Genomic DNA, 22286 nt, shown 5'->3' on the forward strand with positions numbered 1-22286 from the left:
GGCTGCTCATGAGCGGAGCGGAGTGGCGCTGGACTCCAGCGAACCCTTCCGAGCGCGGGCGTGGGAGGGCGGGTTCATGGGGGGTAGAAGCTCCACCCCCTCGCCGGTCGGTCGCCGTCCCGTCGATCCGGCGGGACAGGCCGGCGGGTCACCAGAACGGGCGGAGACGCCCGATGTGGTCGGGGTGCGGCGGTTGCGGGGCGCTTCTCCGCCCGCCGGAGTTCGACGGCGGGCGAGGGGGGACGACATGGCGGACTTCACCGTCGGAGACACCGTGCCGGTGACCGGCACGACGATGACCGGCAACGTCGGCACGGTCGTCCACATCGACGGGGCCCGCGGCAGGTACCTGGTCCGCGTCAGCGACCCCCCACCGGTACGTCGCGGCCGACGAGCGGAGCTCTGCACAGCCTGACGGGCCGGCGCCGCCCGCCGTCGCGGGTGAGGCGACGGGGCCTCCTCCGATCCGCAGCCCGACCGTCCCGGGTGCCCGGTCAGATGGTGTCGGCTCGGGAGGAAGCCGGGTCGGGCGCGGCGGTCACGTGGGTCGCCGCCCAGCTCGCCAGCAGCGTGAGCGCGTCCGCGGACGGGGTGCCGGGCTCGGCGGTGTAGACCGTCATGCGCAGGTCCGCGGCATCCGCGGCGGGCAGGTCGAACGTGTGATAGGTCAGGTCGAGCGTGCCGACCACGGGGTGGCGGAACGTCTTGGCGCCGTTGTGGTGGATGCGCACGTCGTGCGCGGCCCAGCGGACGCGGAACTCCTCGCTCACCGTGGACAGCTCTCCGACGAGCTCGCGCAGGTGCGCGTCGTGCGGGCGGCGCCCGGCCTCTCCGCGCAGCAGCGCCACGGTGGTGTTGGCCGCGCCCGCCCAGTCGGTGTAGAAGTCGCGGGCCCGCGGGTCGAGGAACTGGAACCGCGCGAAGTTGGCCTGCCCGCGCGGGGTGTCGAACATCGGGGCGTGCAGCGCCCAGCCGAGGCCGTTGGTCGCCAGGATGTCCAGGCGGCCGTCGGCGACGAAGGCGGCCGAGCCCGTCATCGAGTCGAGCATCCACTGCACCCGCGGCGCGATGCGCGTACGGGAGCGGCGCTGCGGCGCGCGTGCTGGCCGGGCGGCCGCGCGGGCGAGGTTGAACAGGTGGGTGCGCTCGGCCTCGTCGAGTCGTAGGGCGCGGGCGACGGCCTCGAGTACGTCATCGGAGATGCCGGCGATGTGGCCCTTCTCCAGCCGGGTGTACCAGTCGGTGCTCACCCCGGCGAGGACGGCGACCTCCTCCCGGCGCAGCCCGGGCACCCGGCGCCGGCCACCGCCGGGCAGCAGGCCGGCCTGCTCGGGAGTGATCCGGGCGCGCCGGGTGGCGAGGAACTCGCGGATGTCGGATCGGTTGTCCACCTCCTCGACGGTAGGGCCATGCGCCGTACCAGGGAGGTCGAGCTCCTACCCCCCACAAGCTCGCCCTCCCACGCCCGCGTGCGGAGGCGTTCCGTGGAGTCCACCGCCCATCCACAGAAGAGGGAGCCCGTCATGCGCGGAGTAGTGATGCACCAGGCCGGCGACGTCCGGGTCGAGGACCGCGAGGACCCGACGATCGTCGACCCCACGGACGCGATCATCCGGCTGACCGCCAGCTGCATCTGCGGCTCGGACCTGTGGCCCTACCGCGGGGTCGCCCCCGTCGACCACCAGCTGATGGGGCACGAGTACGTCGGCGTCGTCGAGGAGGTCGGATCGGAGGTCAGCACCGTCGAGGTGGGTGACTTCGTCGTCGGGTCCTTCGTCATCTCCGACAACACCTGCGAGATCTGCCAGGCCGGCTTCCAGTCCAAGTGCGTGCACGCCCAGTTCGTCGACGGCACCATCGGCACCCAGGCCGAGCGGGCCCGCATCCCCCTCGCCGACGGCACCCTGGTGGCCACCCCCGGACAGCCCGACCCCGACCTGATCCCCTCACTGCTGGCCGCCTCCGACGTGCTGGGCACCGGCTGGTTCGGCGCGGTCGCCGCCGAGGCCGGCCCGGGCAAGACCGTGGCCGTCGTCGGTGACGGCGCCGTCGGCCTGATGGCGGTCCTGGCCGCCGAGCAGCTCGGCGCTGAGCGGATCATCTCCTTCAGCCGCCACGCCGACCGCCAGGAGCTGGCCCGGTTCTACGGCGCCACCGACATCATCGAGTCCCGCGGCGATGAGGGGGTCGCCGCTCTCAAGGAGCTCACCGGCGGGCTCGGCGCGCACTCGGTGGTCGAGGCCGTCGGCACCCAGGAGTCGTTCCTGCAGGCCATCGGCTCCACCCGCGGCGGCGGCCACCTCAGCTACGTCGGCGTGCCCGGCGAGGTGCAGATCCCGGGGATGGGGCTGTTCTTCGCCGGCATCCACACCCTCGGCGGTCCGGCCCCGGTGCGTCGGTTCCTGCCCGACCTCATCCGGCTGATCTGGGACCGCAAGATCGATCCGGGCAAGGTCTTCGACCTCACCCTGCCCCTGGACCAGGCCGCCGCGGGCTACCAGGCCATGGACGAGCGCCGCGCCACGAAGGTGCTGCTCACCCTCTGAGCCGACCGCCGTCCGCCCCGGCACGCCACGTCACCGGGGCGGACGACACCTGGGCCACCCGCCCTCACCACTCCGACGCCCGTCCCCGACGGGCACGCGCGCCCGATGGGGCACGTCAACGTCGGGCAGCTGCGGGACTTCCGGGCCGGTCGAGAACCGCACCGTGGCTCGCCAGCTGCCGTCCGGCCACCGCATCCAAGCCGACTTTGCCCCGAGCCACCCCTCGCCGTCGGCCAGGGCCAGGCCGTCACCCGGGGCCCAGGCGGATGCTGGTCCCACAAGGGTCCTGATCGCCCCGACAGTCCACGACCACGAACGTTGCAGCCTCTACCAGCGCGGCCGCTACCGCCCGTCCGATCACGTGGACACGGGATCTGGGCATGGTCGACACACGCGAGACGGCCGGGGCCCGCGGGCCCCGGCCGCCCTCGTTGCGGATCAGACCGCGAAGAAGGTCCGACTGGTGTCTGCCACCTTGGCCACCGTTCCGTTCGTCATGTCGGTGAGAACGATGTTCGTGTACGAGACGGACGCCAGGACGAGCCGCTGACCGGAGGGGCAGGCGAAGCCACCGGCTCCGATGGGACCAGCGGTCAGGCTTGCAGAGACCCGACCGTTCTTCGACTCGAACGACCCCGCCGCACTGACGTCGCCGTTCACGGTCTGCTTGTTGGCTGCGCTGGGGTTCTTGCCGCCGCCGTTGATGCAGGCGTAGACCGCAGAGGCGTCGGCCGTCAACGTGTAGTCGATGTTGCCGTTGCCGAGTCCGCGCTCATCGAAGGACACGTTGAGTGCACCTGTACTCGTGACGGAAGAGCTGACGCTATGGAACTTCGCGGCTACCGCCTGCGCGGGGGCGGCGAACAGTAGGGCGGCTACGGCGATGAAGGCGAAGAGGAACGGGAAGCGGATCAAGTGGCGACGCATGGTGACCTCCGAGACGGGGTGGTGTGCGAGGGGGACGATCCCCCTTGACCTGTGCGCGTCGGTGGCGGGAATGTGGCAGCACGGTGGCGGCGGCATCCGTCGAGAGGTTCGTCCCAAGCGGCGCGAGGTGGTCGCCGGGCGTTCCGGCCCCGCCGCGCCGGAAGGGCATGAACATGCTCGTAGAAGTCTCGGTTCTTGGGCCGGTCCGGGTGCGCGGCAGCGGTGGCTATGGGGTGATACCGCAGCAGCGGGTCCGAGCCGTCCTGACGAGCCTGGCCGCGCAGCCCAGGCAAGCGGTGTCGGCCGACGAGATCATCGCGGACGTCTGGGGCGTCGACGCCCCCTCAGGCGCGGCTACGACGGTGCGCAGCTACGTCGCGCGGCTGCGGCGCGTCCTCGCTCCGCATCTTGACGGGCTCGCGGTCACCGACGTGGTGGTCACCGGGGGCGGTGGGTACCTGCTCCAAGTGGAGGACCGTCAGCTTGATTGGTGCCGGCTTGTCGCCGACGTGGAGGAGGGCCGAGCGCTGCTGCATGGGGGAGACGTCCGGTCGGCTGCACTCGTCTTGCACCGGGGCCTCGCAGAGTGGCGCGGTGCGCCGTTCATCGACATCGCAGGCTCCTCGCGTGGAGCAGCGCTGACGGCCTGGCTCCAGGAGGTTCGATTGACAGCACTGCAACTGGAAGATGAAGGCTTGTTGCGGGGTGATGATTACGAGCGCCATGTCCCCCGATTGGCCGCGCTCGTCGTCGAGTACCCCTTGCAGGAGCGCCTCTGGGAGCAGCTCGTACTTTCGTTGACCAGGTGCGGGCGACGCGCCGAGGCGCTCGTGGTCTTCGGCCAGGCGCGGGTGGCGCTCAGTCAGGGCCTAGGGGTTGAACCTGGCTCACGCTTGTCCGCGGCTTACCGCGGCGCACGCTTGGAAGGTGGTACGGCCGGCGACCCGGGGTGGGACCGGCGCCGTACAGACGTTGATCGTCGCCTCGTCACGCGGCGGCAGCCTGGAGCCGGCCCTTGCACGCCCGCGTCGGGGCCGGTCGTCACCAGCTGACCCGGTGTCCCGCGAACATCGTGTGCGCGACTGCTACCGGGACCGGGTGGCGCCCCCGCCTCCTGGCCTTCACCACAGCCCGGCAGCCCGACAGGCGGGACTCCCCAGACTTCGGTTGACTCGGTTCGGTAGAGGCCGCGTGAGGCCGCGCAGGCACCGACCCGTCCCATCGAGCCGCGCAGCTGCGCGTCGCGGACCGCTCGGACGTAGGCGTGGGAGCGAGATTGGCTGCCGCGGTCGAAATGGACGATCGCACCGCCGGTGCCGCGTAGCGCCAGGGCGTTGTGCAGTGCGTGGTGAAGAACAAGGGCGCTGGCGAACGATTGGTCGAGAGCCCGACCAAGACGGGCCAGTCCCGGGTGGTCGACCTCGACGCCGGCACGGTGGCCGCGCTGCGCGCCTACCGGGCAGCCCGAGGACTGCTCGCCTTGGCTCCTGCGCGATTCGGCGGTCGTCCTCAGCGATCTCGACGGCACTCACCGGCACCCGGAGCGGTTCTCTCGCCGCTTCGCCGCCCAGGTGGCCCAGGCCCGCAAGGCACTGGGGGAGGAGCAGGTGCCGGTGATCCGGCTGGACGACCTCCGGCACACCCACGCCACCCTGCTGCTCGCCGACGGCGTGCCGGGAAGGTGGTCTCGGAGCGCCTGGGGCACGCCAGCGCCACCATCACGCTCACCGTCCACCAGCACGTGCACCCCGGCATGGGCCGCCAGACAGCGGACCGCTTCGCCGCCCTTCTCGAGAGCTGATCGAGCCGCGAAGTGTCAAAGTGGTATCAGGAGCACCTTCAATACCCAGACATGGAAGCGCCCCGGGATCCTGACCTGCAGGAACACCGAGGCGATGCTGTGTCCGAGGGGCGACACGCTACATACGCACACGGTTCGCGCCAGATCGATGATCGAACGAACCCCAGGAGTGACTCGTGGAGCATGCGGTGGACGTCTGTCGTGGTCGCAGGGGACAAGGACGAGACCGCAGCGACCGCCGCCCACCAGTGGTGCCGCTCCGGTGAGCACCGGTTCTGTGTTCATCGGCCCGCCGGCTGGAACAGCTCCACGACGTTGCCGGAGGGATCCTCCAGCAGGATCTGTCGACCACCCGGACCGGTGACGATGGCGTTGCGGAAGGTCACGCTGGCGGAGCCCAGCCGGTTCACCTCGTCATCGATGTCGGAGACCACGAGATGGATGCGATTCCATCCCCCGGGCGCTGGCTGGGTGCCGTCGGGCATGGGGCGACCCGCCGAGCTCTTCGGCCCGCTGAGCAAGAGTCGAAGGTTGCCGCGGACGACGTCGGCGAACGCCGGTGCGGCGCTCGTTCGGAGAGTGAAGTCGAGGTGGGCGGTGTAGAAGTCGATCGCGGTCGCGACGTCGTCGACCATGTAGCGGACGCTGACCAAGTCAGCGGAATCGTTGTCAGGCATGGCTGGTCCTCCACTTGAAATGCGATGCCGAGCAGGCCGACGAAGACGCCTCTGCTCCCTGTCACAGCGCCTCGGTCTGCGCCGTCAATGCACTGACGGATCGCGACGGGAGGATGTGACAGGTGAGCGACGATGCGGCATCAGCGGAGTTGTTGCTGGTGGAGCAGTTCGAGGCGTGCCGCCCCCACTTACGGGCGGTCGCGCTGCGGTTGCTCGGCTCCGCGGACGAGGCGGACGACGCCGTCCAGGAAGCGTGGCTGCGCCTGCAACGCAACGGGTCCACCGGCGTGGACAACCTCGGCGGCTGGCTGACCACGGTCGTCGGCCGTGTCTGCCTCGACGTGCTGCGCCGCCGGGGCGCGCGCCGCGAGGAGCCACTCGAGCTGCAGCTGTCGGAACCCGCAGGAGGGCCCGAGCCGGAAAACGAGGCCGTGCTCGCCGACTCCGTCGGCGTCACGCTCCTCGTCGTGCTGGACACGCTGACGCCACCGGAGCGGCTCGCCTTCGTACTGCACGACCTCTTCGCCGTCCCCTTCGGCGACGTCGCGGCGATCCTCGACCGCAGCCCGGCAGTGGCGCGACAGCTGGCCAGTCGTGCCCGACGCCGGGTGCAGGGCGGTGCGGCTCCTGACGCCGCGAACCCAACGGACGCCCGGCGCCGCCAGGAGGTGGTGCAGGCGTTCCTCTCGGCCGCGCGTGGAGGTGACTTCGCGGGACTGCTGGCCGTGCTGGACCCGCACGTCGCGCTCCGCGCGGACGCGGCCGTTCCCGCGCTCGGCGGACTCCGGTCCCTCAGCGGCGATCAGGCGGTCGCCCGCGCATTCCTCGGCAAGGCACAGGCCGCGCGGGCCGCACTGCTGGACGGAGCCGCCGGCGCCGTGTTCATGTCGGACGGCCGGCTGCGTGGGGCGCTGGAGTTCGTCGTCCCGGACGGCCGGATCACCGCCATCGACGTCGTCTCCGACCCGGTCGTCCTCGAGGCACTCGGCGTCGTGCTCCTCGAGAGGGGTCGCCTCGACCGTCCAGGGGAGACCGCGACACGGCCGGATGCGCGGACGGTGTGATCGAGCCGTCCACGCCGGTTCGGCGCGGACGAGACCGCATGCTGCACCACCGGCGCCGACAGGATGGGGACTCCCATGGAATCGGTGATCGCGCCGGGGGCTGCGGGTCCTGGGTGGGGAGCTCACCGACGGGTCCGTGCTCAGCAGCGCACTCGCTGGTGCCCACTCCGGAGGCGGCACACCTCAGCGCAACGGCGGTTCACCGGTGCAGAGCATGACGTCCTGGCAGCCGAACTCCTCCATCAACCGCACGGTGGCCAGCCGATCACCCGTGAGCTCGACGAGCCCCTGCCGGCTCAACCCGTAGCACCGGTAGCCGTGCCCCGCGCAGAGTTCGGCCAGCAGTGCGCGCAGTCGCACGGTCCCGGGCAGGACCTCGACGAACAGTGTCGGTCGTCGTTCCCGGAGATGGTCCCGCATGGCGCCGAGGAGGACGTGCTCCTGTCCCTCGACGTCCATCTTGATCAGGTCCACGCCGTCGAGCAGGCGTCCGATGTCGACGGCTGCCACGTCGTGGGCGGCAACGACGTCTCGCGTCATGTCCGCGGGGAGCTCGGTGTCCGAGGACAGAAACGCGACGGTGGGCGTGGCCGCTTGGTCGGCCGGGACGAGCAGGCTCGTGACCGTCACGGCCGGGTCCGCCACGGCTGCGGCCTCGACGACTTCCACGGAGGTCACCCCGTTCAGGGCGAGGTGGGTGCGGCAGATCCCGGCGGAGACGGGGTGCGGCTCCACGGCGACGTACCGGACGCCCGGAGCGGCCCGAGCGCCCTGCACCGCGAAGTAGCCGACGTTCGTGCCGAGCTCGAGGACCGACCGCGCATCCCGGCAGCAGGCCCTCCACCAGGGCAGCAGCTCGGGCTCCCAGCCCTGCTCGCCGGCCCAGTAGAGCTGCTCGAGCACCTGCGAGTCGACCGCGACGAACTCGAGATCCGGGTTGTCGACGAGTCTGAAGCTGCACACTGCGCGAGGTATCCCGCCCCGGTACAGACGGCGCAGCACCGCCCGCCGCGCGCGTGCCATCGGCGAGGTCGCTGCGCTGGGCGACAGCATCTTCCGAAGCCCGTCCGCGAGCGGCACGGGCAACTGCCCGACGACGGCCTTGAGCAGCCGTCGTCCGGCCGGAGTCACCACGTCGTCGAGTAGCCGCCGAAGGCGAGGGACGACTCCCAGACCCGGACGGCCAGCGTGACGCCGGGCGGCCTGCCGAGCACGCCCGAGACCTCGTCGTGCAGCCACCGCGCGAACACCTCGACGGTCACCGCCTCGGCATCGACCACCTCCTCCAGGTCCACGCCGTCGATCTGCGCGGCGGCACCCCGCAGCGCCTGGTCCAGCAGGTCGAGGTCCACCACCATGCCCCGCTCGTCGAGTTCGTCGCGGCCGACGACGACCTCGAGCCTGTAGTCGTGCGAGTGCCGCTCGCCCTCGGGGGGCGGCATCCCCGGCATGACGTGGACGGCGCGCACCTGCAGCGCCGTGCCGGCCTCGTACACGGCGTCATTGATAGCGCAACGCGACGTGGAAGACACCCGGTTCCCGGCTGTCCAGCGCCCGGTAGGCCGAAGCCGCCTCGGTGAACGCGAACTCGGTCGTGGCCAGTGCACCCAGCGGCAGTTCCGCGAGCAGGTCGACGGCGGCCCGGCGGCGACGGCCGACGTCCCAGCGGTTCGACAGGGCAGCGGGGATCGTGGACACCTGACTGCTGCGGATCGTCAGCCGCCTCCGGTGGAACGCGCCGCCGAGGGGCAGCCCGACCTGCTGGCGGCCGTACCAGGAGCCCACGAGTGCGGTGCCCTCGTGGGCCAGCAGGTCCAGCGCACCGGCGAGCGCCGCAGGAGAGCCGGAGAGCTCGAGGACCAGTGGCACGCCGTGCGAAGGCAGGCGCGCCTGCAGATCCTCCGGCTCGACGGCCTCGATGCCGACAGAGGCGGCCAGCGCCCGGCGCTCCGCCGACGGTTCGGCCGCCACCACCGAGGCCCCGGCACGCTGGAGCAGGAGGGCGGTGACCACGCCGACCACGCCCATACCGAGGACGACGACGGCCTCGTGTGCCGCATGGCCGGCATCGAGGCTCAGCTGGAGACCGGTCTCCACGTAGGGGAGCAGCGTGGCCACGCGGGGGTCGGTGCCAGGGGGCAGGGCGACGACGTCGTCCACACCGACGACGAACCGGTCCTGATGTGGATGGAAAGCGAAGACGAGCGCCCCCTGGGCAACCGCGCCGGCCGGCTGCTCCACCTCGCCCACGCAGCTGTAGCCGTACGGGAAGGGAAAGCGGAACGTGCCTGTGAGGGACCCGATGCTCTCGTCGGTCGGGAGGTCGGGATCGAGGAGTCCCCGGTAGGCGAGCAACTCCGTGCCGGTGCTGATGCCCGAGTAGCGGGTCCGCACGAGCAGCTGCCCCGGACCCGGTGGCGGCACCTCCACAGCCTCCGGTGCCACCTGTTCCGGCGCGACGAACAGCAGTCGGACGGCTCGCACGTCGCCTTCTCCCCACGATTCGATCCCTGCTCATCCAACCGGCGCGACGGTAGCGTCCGTGGACCCCGTTGACGGGGAGTGAGGAGCGGACGGATGGATGCTCCAGCGCCGACGACCAGCCGGCCGGAACTGCGCGAGGCGGCGTCGGCCTCGATCCCGACGCCGTACGGCGAGTTCCGGGCACGGGCGTTCGAGAGCCCGTCCGGGCACGTGCACCTCGCGCTCGTGTGCGGCGAGATCGGCGACGGGGAGTCCCTGCTGACCCGGGTCCACTCGGAGTGCCTGACCGGGGACGTGCTCGGCTCGCTCCGGTGCGACTGCGGGGTCCAGCTCCGGTCGGCACTGAGGCACGTGGCCGCCGAGGGCAGGGGCGTCGTGCTGTACCTCGATGGCCATGAGGGCCGCGGGATCGGGCTCGTGGACAAGCTCCGCGCCTATGTCGAGCAGGACGCGGGAGCCGACACCGTCGACGCCAACCTGCGGCTGGGCCTGCCGGCCGACCTGCGTGACTACGGCGACGCGGCCGCCGTCCTGAGCGCACTGGGGGCCAGGTCGATCCGGTTGCTGTCCAACAACCCGGCGAAGGCGGCGGGCCTCCGGCGGCACGGGGTCGCGGTCGAGTCGCTGCACCCGCTGGGCACGGCCGCGAACCGCCACAATCGCTGGTACCTGGAGACCAAGCAGGCGCGGATGGGCCACCTCCGGTCGACAGGGTCCCGTCCGGTCCAGCTCCCCGCCGCGCCGGTCGACGTCGCGGGGTTGCTCGGTTCCCTGCAGCCGCGCACCGACAGGCCCTACGTCGTCCTGAAGTACGCGCAGACGCTCGACGGGCGGATCGCCACCCGGAGCGGCGACGCGAAGTGGATCAGCGGCGAGGCGGAGCGGCAGGTCTCGCACGCCATGCGCGCCGGCTGCGACGCGGTGCTCGTCGGGGCGGGCACGCTGCTGCAGGACGATCCGCAGCTCACCGTGCGGATGGTCCCGGGAGCGTCGCCCCTGCGCGTGGTCCTGGACTCGACCTTGCGCACGCCGCTCGGCGCCAAGGTGCTGTCCGACGACGCGGCCACGGTGATCCTGTGCCGCCCCGACGCCGACCCCGCGCGGCGGCGGCAGTTGGTGTCTGCGGGCGCGACGGTCCGGGACGTCCCTCCCGGGCCCGAGGGCCTGCGGATGGGCGACGTGCTGCGCCTGCTGCGCGCCCTCGGGGTCGCGTCCCTGCTGGTCGAGGGAGGCGGCCGGGTCATCACCTCGATGCTGTGCGCGGCGGCGGCCGACCGGGTCGTCGTGTCGCTGTCGCCCACCATCATCGGTGCGGGCGTCGAGGCGGTGGGGTCGCTCGGGGTCGACCGGGTCGCGGACGGCGTCCGGCTGGTCAACCGGTCGGTGTTCCTGGCCGGCGACGACGTCCTGATGGGTTTCGACGTGGCCGGCGTGGCTCCTCCGGTCACCGCGACGGGAGCTCCGCCGCTGCTCTGACGTCGGTGTCCGGCACGGATCGGCGCGTGCCGCGGCGGTGGATCCGATCGGCGGCCAGCACCGCTGCTCCGGGCAGCGTCGCCACGAGTGCCATGACCCCGTAGGCGGTCGCCGTGGCGACGCCCTGCGCGGCGCCCAGGCCGGCTGCTGCGAAGGCCCACGCGGCCACGCCCTCGCGCGGACCCCAACCGCCGACGTTGAGCGGGATGGTCATCGCGACCAGGACGAGACTCGCCAGCGGCCACAGCTGTGCCGGTGAGGCGGTCGAACCGGTGGTCCGCGAGGCGATCAGGAAGATGCTGACGTGGCCCGCGGCGACGACCACGGAGGTCAGCAGGACGACGGGCCAGGCGCGCCGGCCGAGCAGGCCGTCGCGGACGTCGGCGCGGCCCGCGCGGACGACGACGGCCCACCGGGAGGGGCTGTCGGCCGGGAGAGTCCGCAGCGCGAGGGCTGCGAGGAGCGCGCCGACGCCCAGAGCTGCCACGACCCATCCCATGATCGCGTGCAGAGGGGACTCCAGGACGAGAAGCGCGATGAGGGCCAGCACGACGAACACGGACTGGCCGGCCGCCCGCTCCCACGCCACGGCGCGCAGCCCGCGCCCGAGGTCGCCAGCGTCGAGGCCGTGCCGCACGCCCCGGTGCACGTCTCCGACGACGCCGCCGGGCAGCGCACTGTTCAGGAACTGGGAGCGGTAGCAGGCGGCGACCGCCGTCCTCAGGGGCAGGCCGACGCCCAGTCCGCGCGCGACGGTCTGCCAGCGCCAGGCCGAGCAGACGGTGGTCAGGACGGTGATGGACATGGCGGCCAGCAGCGACCGACCGCTCACCTGACGCAGCCCGTCCAGGAACGGGCCGCTGCCCAGGCGCCAGACGAGGACGGCGAGGATCGCGGCACCTCCGAGGGGCCGTGCCCATGCCCATCGACGGCGCGTCGCGTTGCTCATGCCCGTGCCAGCGCCACGGTCAGGTCTCGCGCTGTCGCTTCCCAGCCGGTCAGCGTCGTCCTCCGGACGCGGGCCGCCCGGCGCAAGCGGGCCCGGAGATCCGCGTCCTCCAACCAGGCGCGGAGCGCCTCCTCGAGCGACGTCGCGTCCTCGGGGGGAACGAGCAACCCAGGTGGGCCTTCCGGCGAGCAGCCCAGAGCCTCGGGCACGCCGCCCACGGCCGTCGCGATCACCGGCAGACCGACCGCGAGCGCCTCGGTGACGACCATGCCGTACGCCTCGAGCCGGGTAGCGAGCACCAGCAGATCGGCGGCCTGGTACTCGCGCCGGAGCTCCTCGCCCACCCGGGGTCCGGCGAGACGGATCCGGTCGAGGATGCCGACGGCCGCGGCCCGCCGGCGGAGGTGCTCGACGAACGCCGGGTCCCGGTCCAGCGCCCCCACGAAGGTGCAGGTCCAGGACGGCTGCCGGTTGCGGCCGAGCGCGTCGAGCAGGAGGTCGTGTCCCTTCTGCTGGACCACGGTGGCGACGCAGAGCAGCCGGCCGCCGCCGGGTGTGCCGCGTGCCTGCTCGTCCAGGTCTGCCCCGGGACGGGCGACCTGCACCCGCCCAGGCGGGAGCCGGTAGCGGTCGAGCAACCGTTGCCGGGTCCAGGCACTGGTGGTCACCACGGCGCGCGCATGGGTGAGCACGGCACGTTCGGCCCCCTCTGCGACGGCGACGCCGCCGAAGGGCATGTGCACCAGGACGACCAGCCGCAGCCGGGCCGACTCCGGCAGCAGGACGGCGGCGGCCGCGGACGCGACCAACCCGTCGAGCAGGACGAGCCCGTCGTCCGGCAGGGACGCGAGCGTCCGAGCCAGCCGGGACAGGGCGGCTGCATCCGGCCGGGGCCAGGGGCCGGGCACGACGAGCTCCGGGACGTCCCAGCCCGTCGCGGCGAGCTCCTCGCAGATCCGCCGGTCGTACCGGTTGCCACCGCTGGGCCGGGCGGCGTCGTCGATGCCGTCGGGGACCACGACGTGGACGGTCGGGACGGGGACCGGGATCCCGCCGGAAACCCGTCCCGACGGCGAGGATGCACGTGCACCAGCTGTCACGATCGGCACCCCCTGAGGCGTGAGTCGAACCGCATCGTCCCGCGCCACGTGCTCCGTGGCGGCCCCATCTGCACGGAGGTGGCGGGTTGAAGGTCCACCAGGGCGTGCTCGCCGGACTCGTCGCCCAGGCTGCGGTCCTCGCGGTGCTCGCCGGCACGGTCGGCGTCCGCGCAACCGGGTGGTCCGTCGGTCTGGTCTGCGGCGTCGGGGCGGCGGGACTGCTGGCGCGGGCACTGGTCCGCTCCGGCGCCATGGTGCTCGGCCCGGCCGATCTGGTGACCCTGCTGCGGGCCGTGCTCGTCGGAGGTGTCGCCGCCCTGGTCGCCGATTCCTTCGCCGCCGATTCCTCCGCCGGCCCTGCGCCGGTCGGCGCGCTCACGACGCTCGCCGTCGTGGCCCTCGCGCTCGACGGGGTGGACGGCCGGGTCGCCCGGCGCACCGGCACGGTGTCCGCTGTCGGGGCGCGGTTCGACATGGAGGTCGACTCGGCCCTGGTGCTCCTCCTCGCCGTGTACGTCGCCCGCTCGCTCGGCCCGTGGGTCCTCGCCATCGGGACCGCGCCCTACGTGCTCGCCGTCGCCCGCCGGTGGGTGACCTGGCTGCGCGGCGAGGTGGCGCCGCGGTTCTGGTGCAAGGTGGTGGCGGTGATCGAGGGCGTCGTGCTGACCACGGTCGCGGCCGGCCTCCTCCCGCGCCCCGCCGCCCTCCTGTGCCTGGTCCTGGTCGGGGTGCTGCTCGTCGAGTCGTTCGGACGAGAGGTGTGGGAGCTGTGGCGCGCCTCCCGCGTCGCGGACGCCGGCCGGCCCCGACCGAGCATCCCCGGAGGTGGCCATGGGTGAGGACGCGCCGAGGCACCCGACCGCGGGACTGCGGCGCAGAGTGCTGCGGGGGTCCGTGACGGCGCTCGCCGTCCTGCTCGTCTGGGCCGTGCTGGTGCTGCCGGAGCGGCTCGTCCACCTCACTCCCACGACCTTCCTGCGCATCCCGGTCGAGGTCCTCGTCCTCGTCGGCCTCGCCCTCCTGCTGCCGCCACATCGGCTGAGGACCGTCGCGGCGGTCGTCGGCGTGCTGCTCGGGCTGCTCGCGGTCGTCCGGCTGCTCGACCTCGGCTTCCGCCAGGCGCTGCACCGCCCGTTCAACCCGGTGGCCGACTGGAAGCTGCTCGGGCCTGGAGTCGACACGCTGCGCGAGTCGCTGGGGGAGGGCCGGGCCGATGCCGCAGTCGTCGGTGCCGCTGTCCTCGTCGTCGCACTGCCCGTCGTCGTGACCCTGTCGGTGATGCGGATCTGCCGGACGGCGGCGTACCGCCGGACGGCAGCCGCGCGGATGGGCGGCTCGCTCGCCGTCCTCTGGCTGGTGGCTGTGCTCCTCGGCACCCAGGTGGCGCCCGGTGTCCCGTTCGCGTCCCGCGGGGCGGCTCACCTGGCTGCCGACCAGGCGCGGGCCGCCGTGCGCAACGTCGGGGACCTGTCGGAGTTCCGCGCCCAGCTGGCGGCCGACGATCCCTGGGAGGAGGTGCCGGGACAGGACCTGCTCACCGACCTGCGCGGCAAGGACGTCGTCGTGGCGTTCGTCGAGAGCTACGGCCGGGTCGCGGTGGAGGGATCGCCGTTCTCGCCCGAGATCAGGGAGCTCCTCGACGACGGGACGACGACGCTGCAGGCCGCGGGGTTCTCCTCACGGAGCGCGTTCCTGACCTCGCCGACCTTCGCCGGCATCAGCTGGCTGGCCCACGCGACGTTCCACTCGGGACTGTGGGTCGACAGCCAGCAGCGCCACGACCAGCTGCTCACCAGCGACCGGTTCACGTTGCCGGCGGCGTTCGCGCGAGCGGGGTGGCGGACGGTGGTCGACGTGCCGTCGAACCGGGACCCCTGGCCGGAGGGGCGGGCCTTCTACGGCTTCGACACCGACTACGACCGGCACGACGTCGGCTACCAGGGCCCGACGTTCAGCTTCGCGGCGATGCCCGACCAGTACACCCTGGCGGCCTTCGAACGCCTGGAGATGGCTCCGGGCCACGCGCCCGTCATGGCGGAGATCGACCTGGTGTCCTCGCACGAGCCGTGGACGCCGCTGCCCCGCCTGCTCGACTGGGACGCACTCGGGGACGGCTCGGTCTTCGACCGCATGCCCGCTGACGGGCCGGCACCCAGTGAGCTCCTCGGGGACACGGGACGGGTTCGGGAGGCGTACGCACGGTCGATCGAGTACGCGCTCAGCTCGCTCGTCTCCTACGTGACGGCGTTCCACGACCAGGACGACGACTTCGTGCTCGTCCTGGTCGGCGACCACCAGCCTGCCGAGGTCGTCACCGGCCCGGAGGCCACGCACGACGTACCGATCACGATCATCACCGGGGATCCGGCGGTCATGGCACAGACGTCGGACTGGGCCTGGGATGAGGGGATGCTGCCGGGCCCCGATGCGCCCGTATGGCGCATGGACGCGTTGCGCGACCGTTTCCTGAGTGCGTTCGGGCCGTCGCCGGGTGATGCCTCCGCAGCCGTCGCGCCGCGCTGAGTCCCGCCACCGCCAGCCCCCGCGGCATTCACAACCCACCGTGCCGAGGGCATCCTGGCCCGGTGGCGGACACCACCGCACGGAAGAGCATGGCGATCCCCCTGACGGCGTTCGCGTCCGGAGCGGTGGTCGCCCTCCTCGTCGGCGTCTTCGGCCGGTTGCACGACCCGACCCTGCAGGGCACGACCACCCTCGGCTACCCGACGGTCCTCGCCATGAAGACCGTGGCCACGACCGGTGTCGCGGTGCTCGTGGTCGTCCAGCTGGTCACCGCGTTGTGGATCTTCGGCAGGCTCGGGATCCGGGCGCCCTCCTGGCTCGGTACGGCGCATCGCGCCACCGGCGCCACCACCCTGGTGCTGATCCTGTTCGTCGCCTACCACTGCCTCTGGTCGCTGGGCCTCGAGGTCGGGCACCTGCCTGACGGCGAGCCGGTGAGCACGCGGACCTTCGTGCACGGCCTCCTCGGCTGCGCGGTCCTCGGCGCCGTCGTGGTCAAGATCGTCGCCGTCCGGTCGAGGCGGGCACCCGGGTGGTTCCTGCCGGTGGCCGGTGGTCTGCTGTTCTCCCTGCTCGTCCTCGCCGTCCTGACGTCGGCCGTCTGGTACATCGGCGCAAAGGGCTGGCCCAGCCCAGGCGGGTGAGGGGCGGATCGTGGGCAGGGAGCAGGTGCTGCTGAAGACGTTCGCGTCGTCCGACAGCACCCCCGCCCACACCGCATCGGCCAGGGCCCTCTTCGCACGCGCCCCTCGTCCACCAGGCCACCGCTGACGGCGTCCGCTCGAACGTCCGCCACGGGACTGAAGGCGGCATCCGCTCGAGCATCGACGTCACCACCCCGGTGACCTCTCCGACGACGAAACCCCCACGGCTCGGAGCCGTGGGGGTCCAACTCGGTGTCCGAGGGGGGACTTGAACTCCTGTAGATGGCTGAGCATCTGTATGCCTCACAAGGCCCTTACCTGTACCTTCGTCTCTCGTCGGTGACGTGCTCGGAGCGGAATCCGCATCCAGATGCCCTCAAATTCGCGGGCGGCAGTATCACGCGGAGTATCACGAGCTCGGTGCCGAACTGAGGGGGACATCGGCGGGGACTGCCTCGTGCGCGATCATGGGCCAACCGAGGGGGGACTTCGTCGACCGTTCGAGTCGTCCTGATACTGCTGCGCCGCGAAAGCGGCGCACGGATGGACGCCTTGATCGGTCCCGGCGAGCCTCATGGTCACCGACTGTCAGAGTCCGTCGTTCGGTCCTGCCTCGAGAGTCTCCGCGGTGTTAACGCCCAACGCAGCGAGCAGGGGCAGGCGGGGGATGAGTACTCGTCGACCGAGCCGCAGAGCGGCCAGCTCGCCGTTCTCGATAGCGCGAGTCACTGTGCGTACGTCAACGCCGAACACCGAGGCCGCTTCGGCGACTGTGACAACGGCGGAGCGGCTTGCCCTGAGGTCGTCGAGGTTCACCGCAACGCTCGCGCCCGAGCGTGGTGCTGCCCGTCGTTTGGCTGGGCCGCGTCACCACCGGGAACGTTGGTCACGTGGGTCAGGTCGTGTCTCGGTGGCGCCTGGTCACCCATGTCGGCGCCTCCTCGACGCTCCGCTCTTGCCCGACGTTGACGGCCGGCCCCGGTAGGGGTCAAGGGCGTCAGCGCTGTGCGCTTCAACCAGGGTGGGGGAGGAGCCTTCGGTCAGTCTCCAGCTCCGACGACAGCTGTCGCATCTCGCGTAACGGGGTCGAAGGTCGCTACTGGGGCAACTCGGAATGTCTGCCGACCGGCGGATCCCGCCCGGGCAAGCGCCGCAGAGTTCCTGCGCGAGACTCCTGTCGTGTCCGTCCGTCCGGCCATTCCCTCGGTGGAGCCGCCGGAACACGCGGCGGCCGTGGCGCCGCAGTCCAGATCAGTCGGCCGGCTGCCGGGTGCGTTCACTTCGAGGCCGAGCTCGTCAGCGAGGCGTGTCGCGATCTGCGGGACGGTCACCCTCAGGCGGTCCGCGGCGGCGCGGCTGTACAGGACGACGGCCGAGACGGCGTACGTCCACAGCCTCGGCTCCCAGCCGCCGGCCTCCATCAGCAGATCGGGATGCAGCCCTGCGCGCATGCAGGCGGCCGCGTAGATGGCGTACTGCGTGCGGCGGCGCACGGTGCGGCCGTCGAGCATCAGGTCGGACAGGTAGCGGTCCGTCAGTCCCTCGTACTCCAGCCGCTGACGTCCGGGCGGACAGGCCAGTCCGAGCGCCGCCGCCGCCACCTCGAGCAGGGCGACGTCCGGCGTGAAGAGGCCTCGGACGTCGAACGGCCGGACCGAGAGCATGAGCTCGAAGGCATCATCGTTGCCGCCGACGAGGCCGGACAGCATTGCGGTCTGTGCCTTGCGGTGCAGGACGTCCGGGTCCTCGCGTTGTGGCTTCGGCATGGCGGGATCGTCCCGCGCGCCGCATGACATCCGCACTCAGCCCTCGTCTACTCGTCACAACGAGTTGGCGAGACCGCTGGTGGGCCTCTATGTCCAGCCCGGCGCCGGGCCTAGGTTGATCCCGCGGTGGGCGTGGTGTCTGGCTTGAGCGAAGAGCAGGATCGGGACTGGAAGTCCTGTCACGCAGCTGGCTCCGGCCGTCAGTCGTGTCCCGTTGCCGACCTCACGTCCACCGCGCTCAGGCGGCGATGGCCAGGGGGAGGGGTTTGCTGGCTGCCTGGTCGGCGCGCAGCGTGCGGTAGACGACGTCGGAGAGCCGGCGTTTGAGGCAGCGCAGCGCCTCGCGGCTGGTCTTGCCCGCGGCGCGTTTGCGCTCGTAGTAGACCCGGCCCTCGGTCTCGGCGCGGATCTCGGTGATGGCGATCGTGTGCAGCGCCCGGTTCAGTTGCCGGTTGCCACCGCGGTTGAGCCGGTGGCGCACGGTGCGCCCGGAGGAGGCCGGGATCGGCGCGGAGCCGTTGGCCGCGGCGAAGGTGTGCCGGGTCCGGTAGCGGCCGATGTCGACGACCTCGGCCAGGATCCGGGCGGCGACGAACACGCCGACGCCGTAGATGCCGGTCAACGTGGTGCCGGACGGCTGCACGAGCGCGGCAATCTGGGTGCGCAGGCCGGCCAGCTCGGCGTTGATCTTTATCATCCGGTGCAGCCGGCGGCGGGTGACCGAGGCCCGGATGCTCTGGTCGTTCTGCAGTAGCGCCAGCCCTGCCTGCAGGTGCGCCGGCTGGGTGAGCCGGGGCAGTCGGCGCTGGTAGCCCGGGCGCAGCCAGCCCAGGTCTGCGTGGATCCGGTTGGCCAGCGCGGTCCGCTCGTCGATGAGCTGCTCGCGGTAGTCCATCAGCACCCGCAGCTCGGCGGGCAGCCCGTCCATCGGTCGCACCGGCGGCAGGAACGTCTCGCGGGCGGTGATCCGGGCGATGGCCACCGCGTCGACCGGATCGGTCTTGCCCTGCCCGGGGCGGGACTGCCGTTCCCGGGAGGTCATCAGCGGCGGCACCTCCACCACCGCCGCGCCGGCGGCGAGCAGGTGCATCGCGGCGGCCCAACCGAAGTTGGTCGACCCCTCGATCCCGACCCGCACGACGGCATGCTCGGCAACCAGGTCGGCCAGGACGGTGAAGCCGTCGGGCTCGTTGGCCACCTGCCGGACGGTGACGACCCGCCTGGCGGCGTCGATCACCGCGACCGCGAGCGTGTCCTTGTGGCTGTCAATCCCTGCAAACACCCGAGCCTCCGCTTCTGCGTCGACCGCGGCCGGGCAGAGCGCGAGCACCTCAAGGGACCACGCTGGCGTCCCCACGCCTCTATCGAGCGTCAGCTGCCCGGACTGGAACCGCCGCCGGGAGGCACCCACTCAACAGAGCCTCGACCCGAGAGTCGGGCAGCAAAAGGTAGAGCCTTCCCGACGGCGGCGCGGACCCCGTCAATGCCGGGGCGAGACCCATCAAACCTGAGGTGCAAGAGGTGTAACGGTTGCGATCTTGATCGCTGCCCTTGCGGATGAGAATGCTCCTGTCGTCCGGCGACGTCGTTTCACAGTGGTGCGGGTGAGCCCGTAGATGTGTATGGCGCGGGGTCCTCGGGTGCGTCTGATTGCTGCCGTGAGCGCGTGGGTCTGTGTCCTGGCAGAGGGCCCTCCGGACGACACCTGGTCGGTGGCGATGCAGGGAAGGGATCTGATGGAGGTCATGCATGAGCGGGTCGCCGGGCTGGAGATCGGCAAGGCGACGCTGACGGTCTGCGTGCGCACGCCGGGCCCGCGGGGCCGGCGCAGCGAGACGCGGACGTTCCCCACGACCACCCGGGCGCTGGAAATGATGCGGGACTGGCTGCTGGAGCGTGGGGTGACGATCGCGGCGATGGAGTCGACCTCGACGTATTGGAAGCCGGCGTTCTACTGCCTGGAGGAGGTGTTGGAGGTCTGGTTGTGCAACGCCGCGCACATCAAGGCGGTGCACCGGCCCAAGACCGACGTCCGGGACGCGGAGTGGATCGCCCAGTTGCTGGAGCACGGGCTGATCCGCCCGTCGTTCGTGCCGCCTTCGGACATTCGCCGGCTGCGGATGCTGACCCGCTATCGGGTGCAGTTGATGGGCGACCGGACCCGGGAGGTCATCCGGCTGGAGCTGATGCTGGAGGACGCCAGCATCAAGCTGTCGTCGGTGCCGGCCAGCCTGACCAGCGTCTCGGCGCGGGCGATGCTGACCGCGATGATCGCCGGCGAACGCGATCCGCAGGTCCTCGCGCAGCTGGCGAAGGGCTAGCTGCGGGATCAAGATCCCGCAGCTGATGGAGGCGCTGACGGGGCACTTCACCGCCCAGCACGCGCAGCCGGTTCAGCTGACCGGCCGACCGCACTCGGGAGATCACCCGACCGGAGTTGATGCTCGAGGACGCCAGCATCAACTCAGGTCGGTGGCCTCTCCAGCCTGAACACGGCGTCGGCGCGGGCGATGCTCGGCGCGATGATCGCTGGAGAGCGTGATCGGCGGGCCACAGTACGCGGGACACAGCAGCCTCGGCTGTCCACAGGTGCGCACGCCATGGCCTTGGACCTCCCTATTGCGCTTCGGCGAAGATCGGCCTGATGAGCCGTGATCGGTCAGCAGTTGAACGTTCCGATGGACACCGCGCATCCGCCGTTCCGCATCTGTACGCACGATTGAGCTTCTTGCGCGGAGAAGGCGGGCTGATAACCGGTGAAAACGTAGTCGCCGAGCGGCGGGCGGCCGGGGCAGCGCACGCAGAACGGCCAGTTGCCAGGCGGGACGGTGCTGAGCCGCCAGCCTCCGCCGGCGGGGTAGTCCTTGCTGGCGCAGGTCATCGCGGAGGCGGCATCGTGAGCGGCGTACACCCGACTGCCGACGGCGCAGCCGGTGACCGTGCCGACGAAGATCACGAATTCCTGGGGCTGAGTGCATTGGCCGACTGAGCAGCGGCGCTGTCCCGCGCAGTCCGTGGGGCAGGCGTTGTTGCAGGCGCCGCAGTTCATCGCGTCACTGGTCATGTCCTTGCAGACGCCGTTGCAGCAGGCCCAGCCGGGCGGGCAGGAGTTCCCGCAGGATCCGCAGTTGCTGGGGTCGCCGAGCCGGTCCCGGCAGGTGCCTTGGCAGTCGATCAGCGGCTGACGGCACTGGCAGGAGCCGTTGAGGCAGAGACGATCCGCGGGACATACATTGCCGCACGTCCCGCAGTTGACGGGATCCTCGCGGACGTTCCTGCACTCTCCGGCGCAGTCCATCTGGCCCGGTATGGGGGGACAGAGGCACGTCCCGTTTTGGCAGGTCTTCCCGCCGGTGCAGGCCCGGCCGCAGGCGCCGCAGTTGATTGAGTCGGAGGCGAGATTGACGCAGATATCGCCGCAAACTGTAGGCCGGTCCGGTGGGCATACGCACATTCCTCGTTGGCATACTCGTCCGCCGGTGCAGGCGATGCCACAATTCCCGCAATTACGCTTGTTGGTCTGCAGGTCGACGCACTTGCCGTTGCAGTCCGTCGGCTCGTCCGCGGGGCAGACGCAGACACCACCTTGGCATGTCTTGCCGCCGGTGCAGGCGGTGCCACACGAGCCGCAGTTTTGATCGTCCGCGAGGGGGTCAACACAGTCCCCACGGCAGTAGAGCAAGCCGGGCGGGCAGACGCAGATCCCGCCCTGGCAGGACGAGCCGCCTGTGCAGACGGTTCCGCACAAGCCGCAGTTGCCAGCATCGGTAAACAGATCAACGCAAGTTCCGCCGCAGTCGGTGAGCCCTTGAGGGCAGACGCAGCTGCCTCCCTCGCAGAGCTTTCCGGGGGGACAAATGGTGCCGCAGCCGCCGCAGTTCGCAGGGTCGTTAGCCACGTCCTTACACTGCCTGTCGCAGCATGGCCAGCCGAGAGGACAGGCATTGCCGCACGATCCGCAATGCAAAGCATCAGACCGAAAGTTGACGCACTTGTTGCCGCAACAATCAGGCGAATCGTGGTGCCAGCAGCAAGCCATGGAAAAGGGCTCACTGGTGCAGTACTCGGAGTCACCTTCGGGTCTGCAGCAGTGACGAATGCACGATTTGCGACAATTGTTGCACTCGGGATCGCATTTTTGCCAGCATCGTTCCCTACGGTACGATGGCTCATAAGGGTGCTCCACGGGGCCTGCGCGGAGGACGTCGGCCCCATAGCCTTCAAACGCGGTGGCCAGACGGGGCGCTGTGGCGACGACGGTCACCCGGTCAGCCCTTTGCTGAGGCAGGTCCGTGAGTAGTCGCGGTGGCGCTAACATCGTGGCCGTTT

21 protein-coding genes are annotated in these 22286 nt (G+C 71.4%); 9 read left to right on the forward strand and 12 right to left on the reverse strand.

Annotated features, from left to right (window positions below; all coding sequences use genetic code 11):
* The first annotated feature begins 247 nt into the window (after nt 1-247).
* On the forward strand, nt 248-415 hold the full coding sequence (locus ACWIX6_RS11690; protein WP_448612597.1) for a hypothetical protein: 168 nt from the start codon (nt 248-250) through the stop codon (nt 413-415).
* 79 nt (nt 416-494) lie between these two features.
* Here the strand turns inward: ACWIX6_RS11690 and ACWIX6_RS11695 are convergent, their stop codons facing one another.
* Entirely contained in the window at nt 495-1391 is an 897-nt protein-coding gene (locus ACWIX6_RS11695) for a helix-turn-helix transcriptional regulator (protein ID WP_448612598.1), read from the reverse strand.
* 132 nt (nt 1392-1523) lie between these two features.
* Between ACWIX6_RS11695 and ACWIX6_RS11700 the strand changes: the two genes are divergently transcribed.
* Nucleotides 1524-2546, forward strand: coding sequence for a zinc-dependent alcohol dehydrogenase family protein (locus ACWIX6_RS11700; protein ID WP_448612599.1), 1023 nt, complete (start codon nt 1524-1526; stop codon nt 2544-2546).
* 438 nt (nt 2547-2984) lie between these two features.
* Here ACWIX6_RS11700 and ACWIX6_RS11705 read toward each other — a convergent pair whose 3' ends face one another.
* A complete protein-coding gene (locus ACWIX6_RS11705) occupies nt 2985-3473 on the reverse strand; it encodes a hypothetical protein (RefSeq protein ID WP_448612600.1) in 489 nt (162 codons plus the stop codon).
* Between the two features lie 167 nt (nt 3474-3640).
* On the opposite strand from ACWIX6_RS11705, the gene ACWIX6_RS11710 reads away from it, so the two are divergent.
* Nucleotides 3641-4525: an AfsR/SARP family transcriptional regulator gene (locus ACWIX6_RS11710; RefSeq protein ID WP_448612601.1), complete on the forward strand. Its 885-nt coding sequence runs from the start codon at nt 3641-3643 to the stop codon at nt 4523-4525.
* A 1030-nt stretch (nt 4526-5555) separates the two neighbouring features.
* Here ACWIX6_RS11710 and ACWIX6_RS11715 read toward each other — a convergent pair.
* Nucleotides 5556-5909 (reverse strand): VOC family protein, encoded by a 354-nt coding sequence (locus tag ACWIX6_RS11715; RefSeq protein ID WP_448612602.1) that lies wholly within the window; start codon nt 5907-5909, stop codon nt 5556-5558.
* A gap of 164 nt (nt 5910-6073) precedes the next feature.
* On the opposite strand from ACWIX6_RS11715, the gene ACWIX6_RS11720 reads away from it, so the two are divergent.
* Complete coding sequence (locus ACWIX6_RS11720; protein WP_448612603.1) at nt 6074-7015, forward strand: sigma-70 family RNA polymerase sigma factor; 942 nt, start codon at nt 6074-6076, stop codon at nt 7013-7015.
* A 183-nt stretch (nt 7016-7198) separates the two neighbouring features.
* Here the strand turns inward: ACWIX6_RS11720 and ACWIX6_RS11725 are convergent, their stop codons facing one another.
* The 3 genes from ACWIX6_RS11725 to ACWIX6_RS11735 form a co-directional block, all read right to left on the reverse strand.
* Complete coding sequence (locus tag ACWIX6_RS11725; RefSeq protein ID WP_448612604.1) at nt 7199-7978, reverse strand: FkbM family methyltransferase; 780 nt, start codon at nt 7976-7978, stop codon at nt 7199-7201.
* Nucleotides 7979-8142: 164 nt separating this feature from the next.
* On the reverse strand, nt 8143-8511 hold the full coding sequence (locus tag ACWIX6_RS11730; RefSeq protein WP_448612605.1) for a 6-pyruvoyl trahydropterin synthase family protein: 369 nt from the start codon (nt 8509-8511) through the stop codon (nt 8143-8145).
* A 4-nt stretch (nt 8512-8515) separates the two neighbouring features.
* Nucleotides 8516-9499, reverse strand: coding sequence for a zinc-binding dehydrogenase (locus ACWIX6_RS11735; protein WP_448612606.1), 984 nt, complete (start codon nt 9497-9499; stop codon nt 8516-8518).
* Nucleotides 9500-9592: 93 nt separating this feature from the next.
* Here ACWIX6_RS11735 and ribA point away from each other — a divergent pair, with 93 nt between their 5' ends.
* Nucleotides 9593-10975 (forward strand): GTP cyclohydrolase II, encoded by a 1383-nt coding sequence (ribA, locus tag ACWIX6_RS11740; RefSeq protein ID WP_448612607.1) that lies wholly within the window; start codon nt 9593-9595, stop codon nt 10973-10975.
* Here ribA and ACWIX6_RS11745 read toward each other — a convergent pair.
* The gene (locus tag ACWIX6_RS11745) at nt 10944-11924 is read right to left on the reverse strand and encodes a lysylphosphatidylglycerol synthase transmembrane domain-containing protein (RefSeq protein WP_448612608.1); all 981 of its coding nucleotides are present in this window, start codon (nt 11922-11924) and stop codon (nt 10944-10946) included. The genes ribA and ACWIX6_RS11745 overlap by 32 nt on opposite strands.
* The gene (locus ACWIX6_RS11750; RefSeq protein WP_448612609.1) at nt 11921-12943 is read right to left on the reverse strand and encodes a glycosyltransferase family 4 protein; all 1023 of its coding nucleotides are present in this window, start codon (nt 12941-12943) and stop codon (nt 11921-11923) included. The genes ACWIX6_RS11745 and ACWIX6_RS11750 overlap by 4 nt, the downstream gene beginning before the upstream one ends.
* 167 nt (nt 12944-13110) lie before the next feature.
* Between ACWIX6_RS11750 and ACWIX6_RS11755 the strand changes: the two genes are divergently transcribed.
* The 3 genes from ACWIX6_RS11755 (at nt 13111) to ACWIX6_RS11765 (ending at nt 16191) form a co-directional block, all read left to right on the forward strand.
* Nucleotides 13111-13863, forward strand: coding sequence for a CDP-alcohol phosphatidyltransferase family protein (locus tag ACWIX6_RS11755; protein WP_448612610.1), 753 nt, complete (start codon nt 13111-13113; stop codon nt 13861-13863).
* A 40-nt stretch (nt 13864-13903) separates the two neighbouring features.
* Complete coding sequence (locus ACWIX6_RS11760) at nt 13904-15547, forward strand: sulfatase-like hydrolase/transferase (protein WP_448612611.1); 1644 nt, start codon at nt 13904-13906, stop codon at nt 15545-15547.
* Between the two features lie 62 nt (nt 15548-15609).
* Nucleotides 15610-16191, forward strand: coding sequence for a DUF6529 family protein (locus tag ACWIX6_RS11765; protein WP_448612612.1), 582 nt, complete (start codon nt 15610-15612; stop codon nt 16189-16191).
* A 588-nt stretch (nt 16192-16779) separates the two neighbouring features.
* On the opposite strand, the gene ACWIX6_RS11770 is transcribed toward ACWIX6_RS11765, so the two are convergent.
* From ACWIX6_RS11770 to ACWIX6_RS11780, 3 genes are all read right to left on the reverse strand, one after another.
* A complete protein-coding gene (locus ACWIX6_RS11770; RefSeq protein WP_448612613.1) occupies nt 16780-17007 on the reverse strand; it encodes an excisionase family DNA-binding protein in 228 nt (75 codons plus the stop codon).
* A gap of 224 nt (nt 17008-17231) precedes the next feature.
* Nucleotides 17232-17957 (reverse strand): hypothetical protein, encoded by a 726-nt coding sequence (locus ACWIX6_RS11775; RefSeq protein ID WP_448612614.1) that lies wholly within the window; start codon nt 17955-17957, stop codon nt 17232-17234.
* A gap of 238 nt (nt 17958-18195) precedes the next feature.
* Nucleotides 18196-19239: an IS110 family transposase gene (locus tag ACWIX6_RS11780; protein ID WP_448612615.1), complete on the reverse strand. Its 1044-nt coding sequence runs from the start codon at nt 19237-19239 to the stop codon at nt 18196-18198.
* A gap of 376 nt (nt 19240-19615) precedes the next feature.
* Here ACWIX6_RS11780 and ACWIX6_RS11785 point away from each other — a divergent pair, with 376 nt between their 5' ends.
* On the forward strand, nt 19616-20278 hold the full coding sequence (locus tag ACWIX6_RS11785; RefSeq protein WP_448612616.1) for an IS110 family transposase: 663 nt from the start codon (nt 19616-19618) through the stop codon (nt 20276-20278).
* Nucleotides 20279-20616: 338 nt separating this feature from the next.
* Here the strand turns inward: ACWIX6_RS11785 and ACWIX6_RS11790 are convergent, their stop codons facing one another.
* Nucleotides 20617-21021: a hypothetical protein gene (locus tag ACWIX6_RS11790; RefSeq protein WP_448612617.1), complete on the reverse strand. Its 405-nt coding sequence runs from the start codon at nt 21019-21021 to the stop codon at nt 20617-20619.
* Between the last annotated feature and the right edge of the window lie 1265 nt (nt 21022-22286).

This window comes from Modestobacter sp. URMC 112, assembly GCF_053502575.1.

What these genes read in the sequence shown, in the direction of transcription:
- ACWIX6_RS11690 (WP_448612597.1), top strand. Translation starts at nt 248, where the DNA reads ATGGCGGACTTCACCGTCGGAGACACCGTGCCGGTGACCGGCACGACG.
- ACWIX6_RS11700 (WP_448612599.1), top strand. Translation starts at nt 1,524, where the DNA reads ATGCGCGGAGTAGTGATGCACCAGGCCGGCGACGTCCGGGTCGAGGAC.
- ACWIX6_RS11705 (WP_448612600.1), bottom strand. Translation starts at nt 3,473, where the DNA reads ATGCGTCGCCACTTGATCCGCTTCCCGTTCCTCTTCGCCTTCATCGCC.
- ACWIX6_RS11710 (WP_448612601.1), top strand. Translation starts at nt 3,641, where the DNA reads ATGAACATGCTCGTAGAAGTCTCGGTTCTTGGGCCGGTCCGGGTGCGC.
- ACWIX6_RS11715 (WP_448612602.1), bottom strand. Translation starts at nt 5,909, where the DNA reads ATGGTCGACGACGTCGCGACCGCGATCGACTTCTACACCGCCCACCTC.
- ribA (WP_448612607.1), top strand. Translation starts at nt 9,593, where the DNA reads ATGGATGCTCCAGCGCCGACGACCAGCCGGCCGGAACTGCGCGAGGCG.
- ACWIX6_RS11745 (WP_448612608.1), bottom strand. Translation starts at nt 11,924, where the DNA reads ATGAGCAACGCGACGCGCCGTCGATGGGCATGGGCACGGCCCCTCGGA.
- ACWIX6_RS11775 (WP_448612614.1), bottom strand. Translation starts at nt 17,957, where the DNA reads ATGCCGAAGCCACAACGCGAGGACCCGGACGTCCTGCACCGCAAGGCA.
- ACWIX6_RS11790 (WP_448612617.1), bottom strand. Translation starts at nt 21,021, where the DNA reads ATGACCAGTGACGCGATGAACTGCGGCGCCTGCAACAACGCCTGCCCC.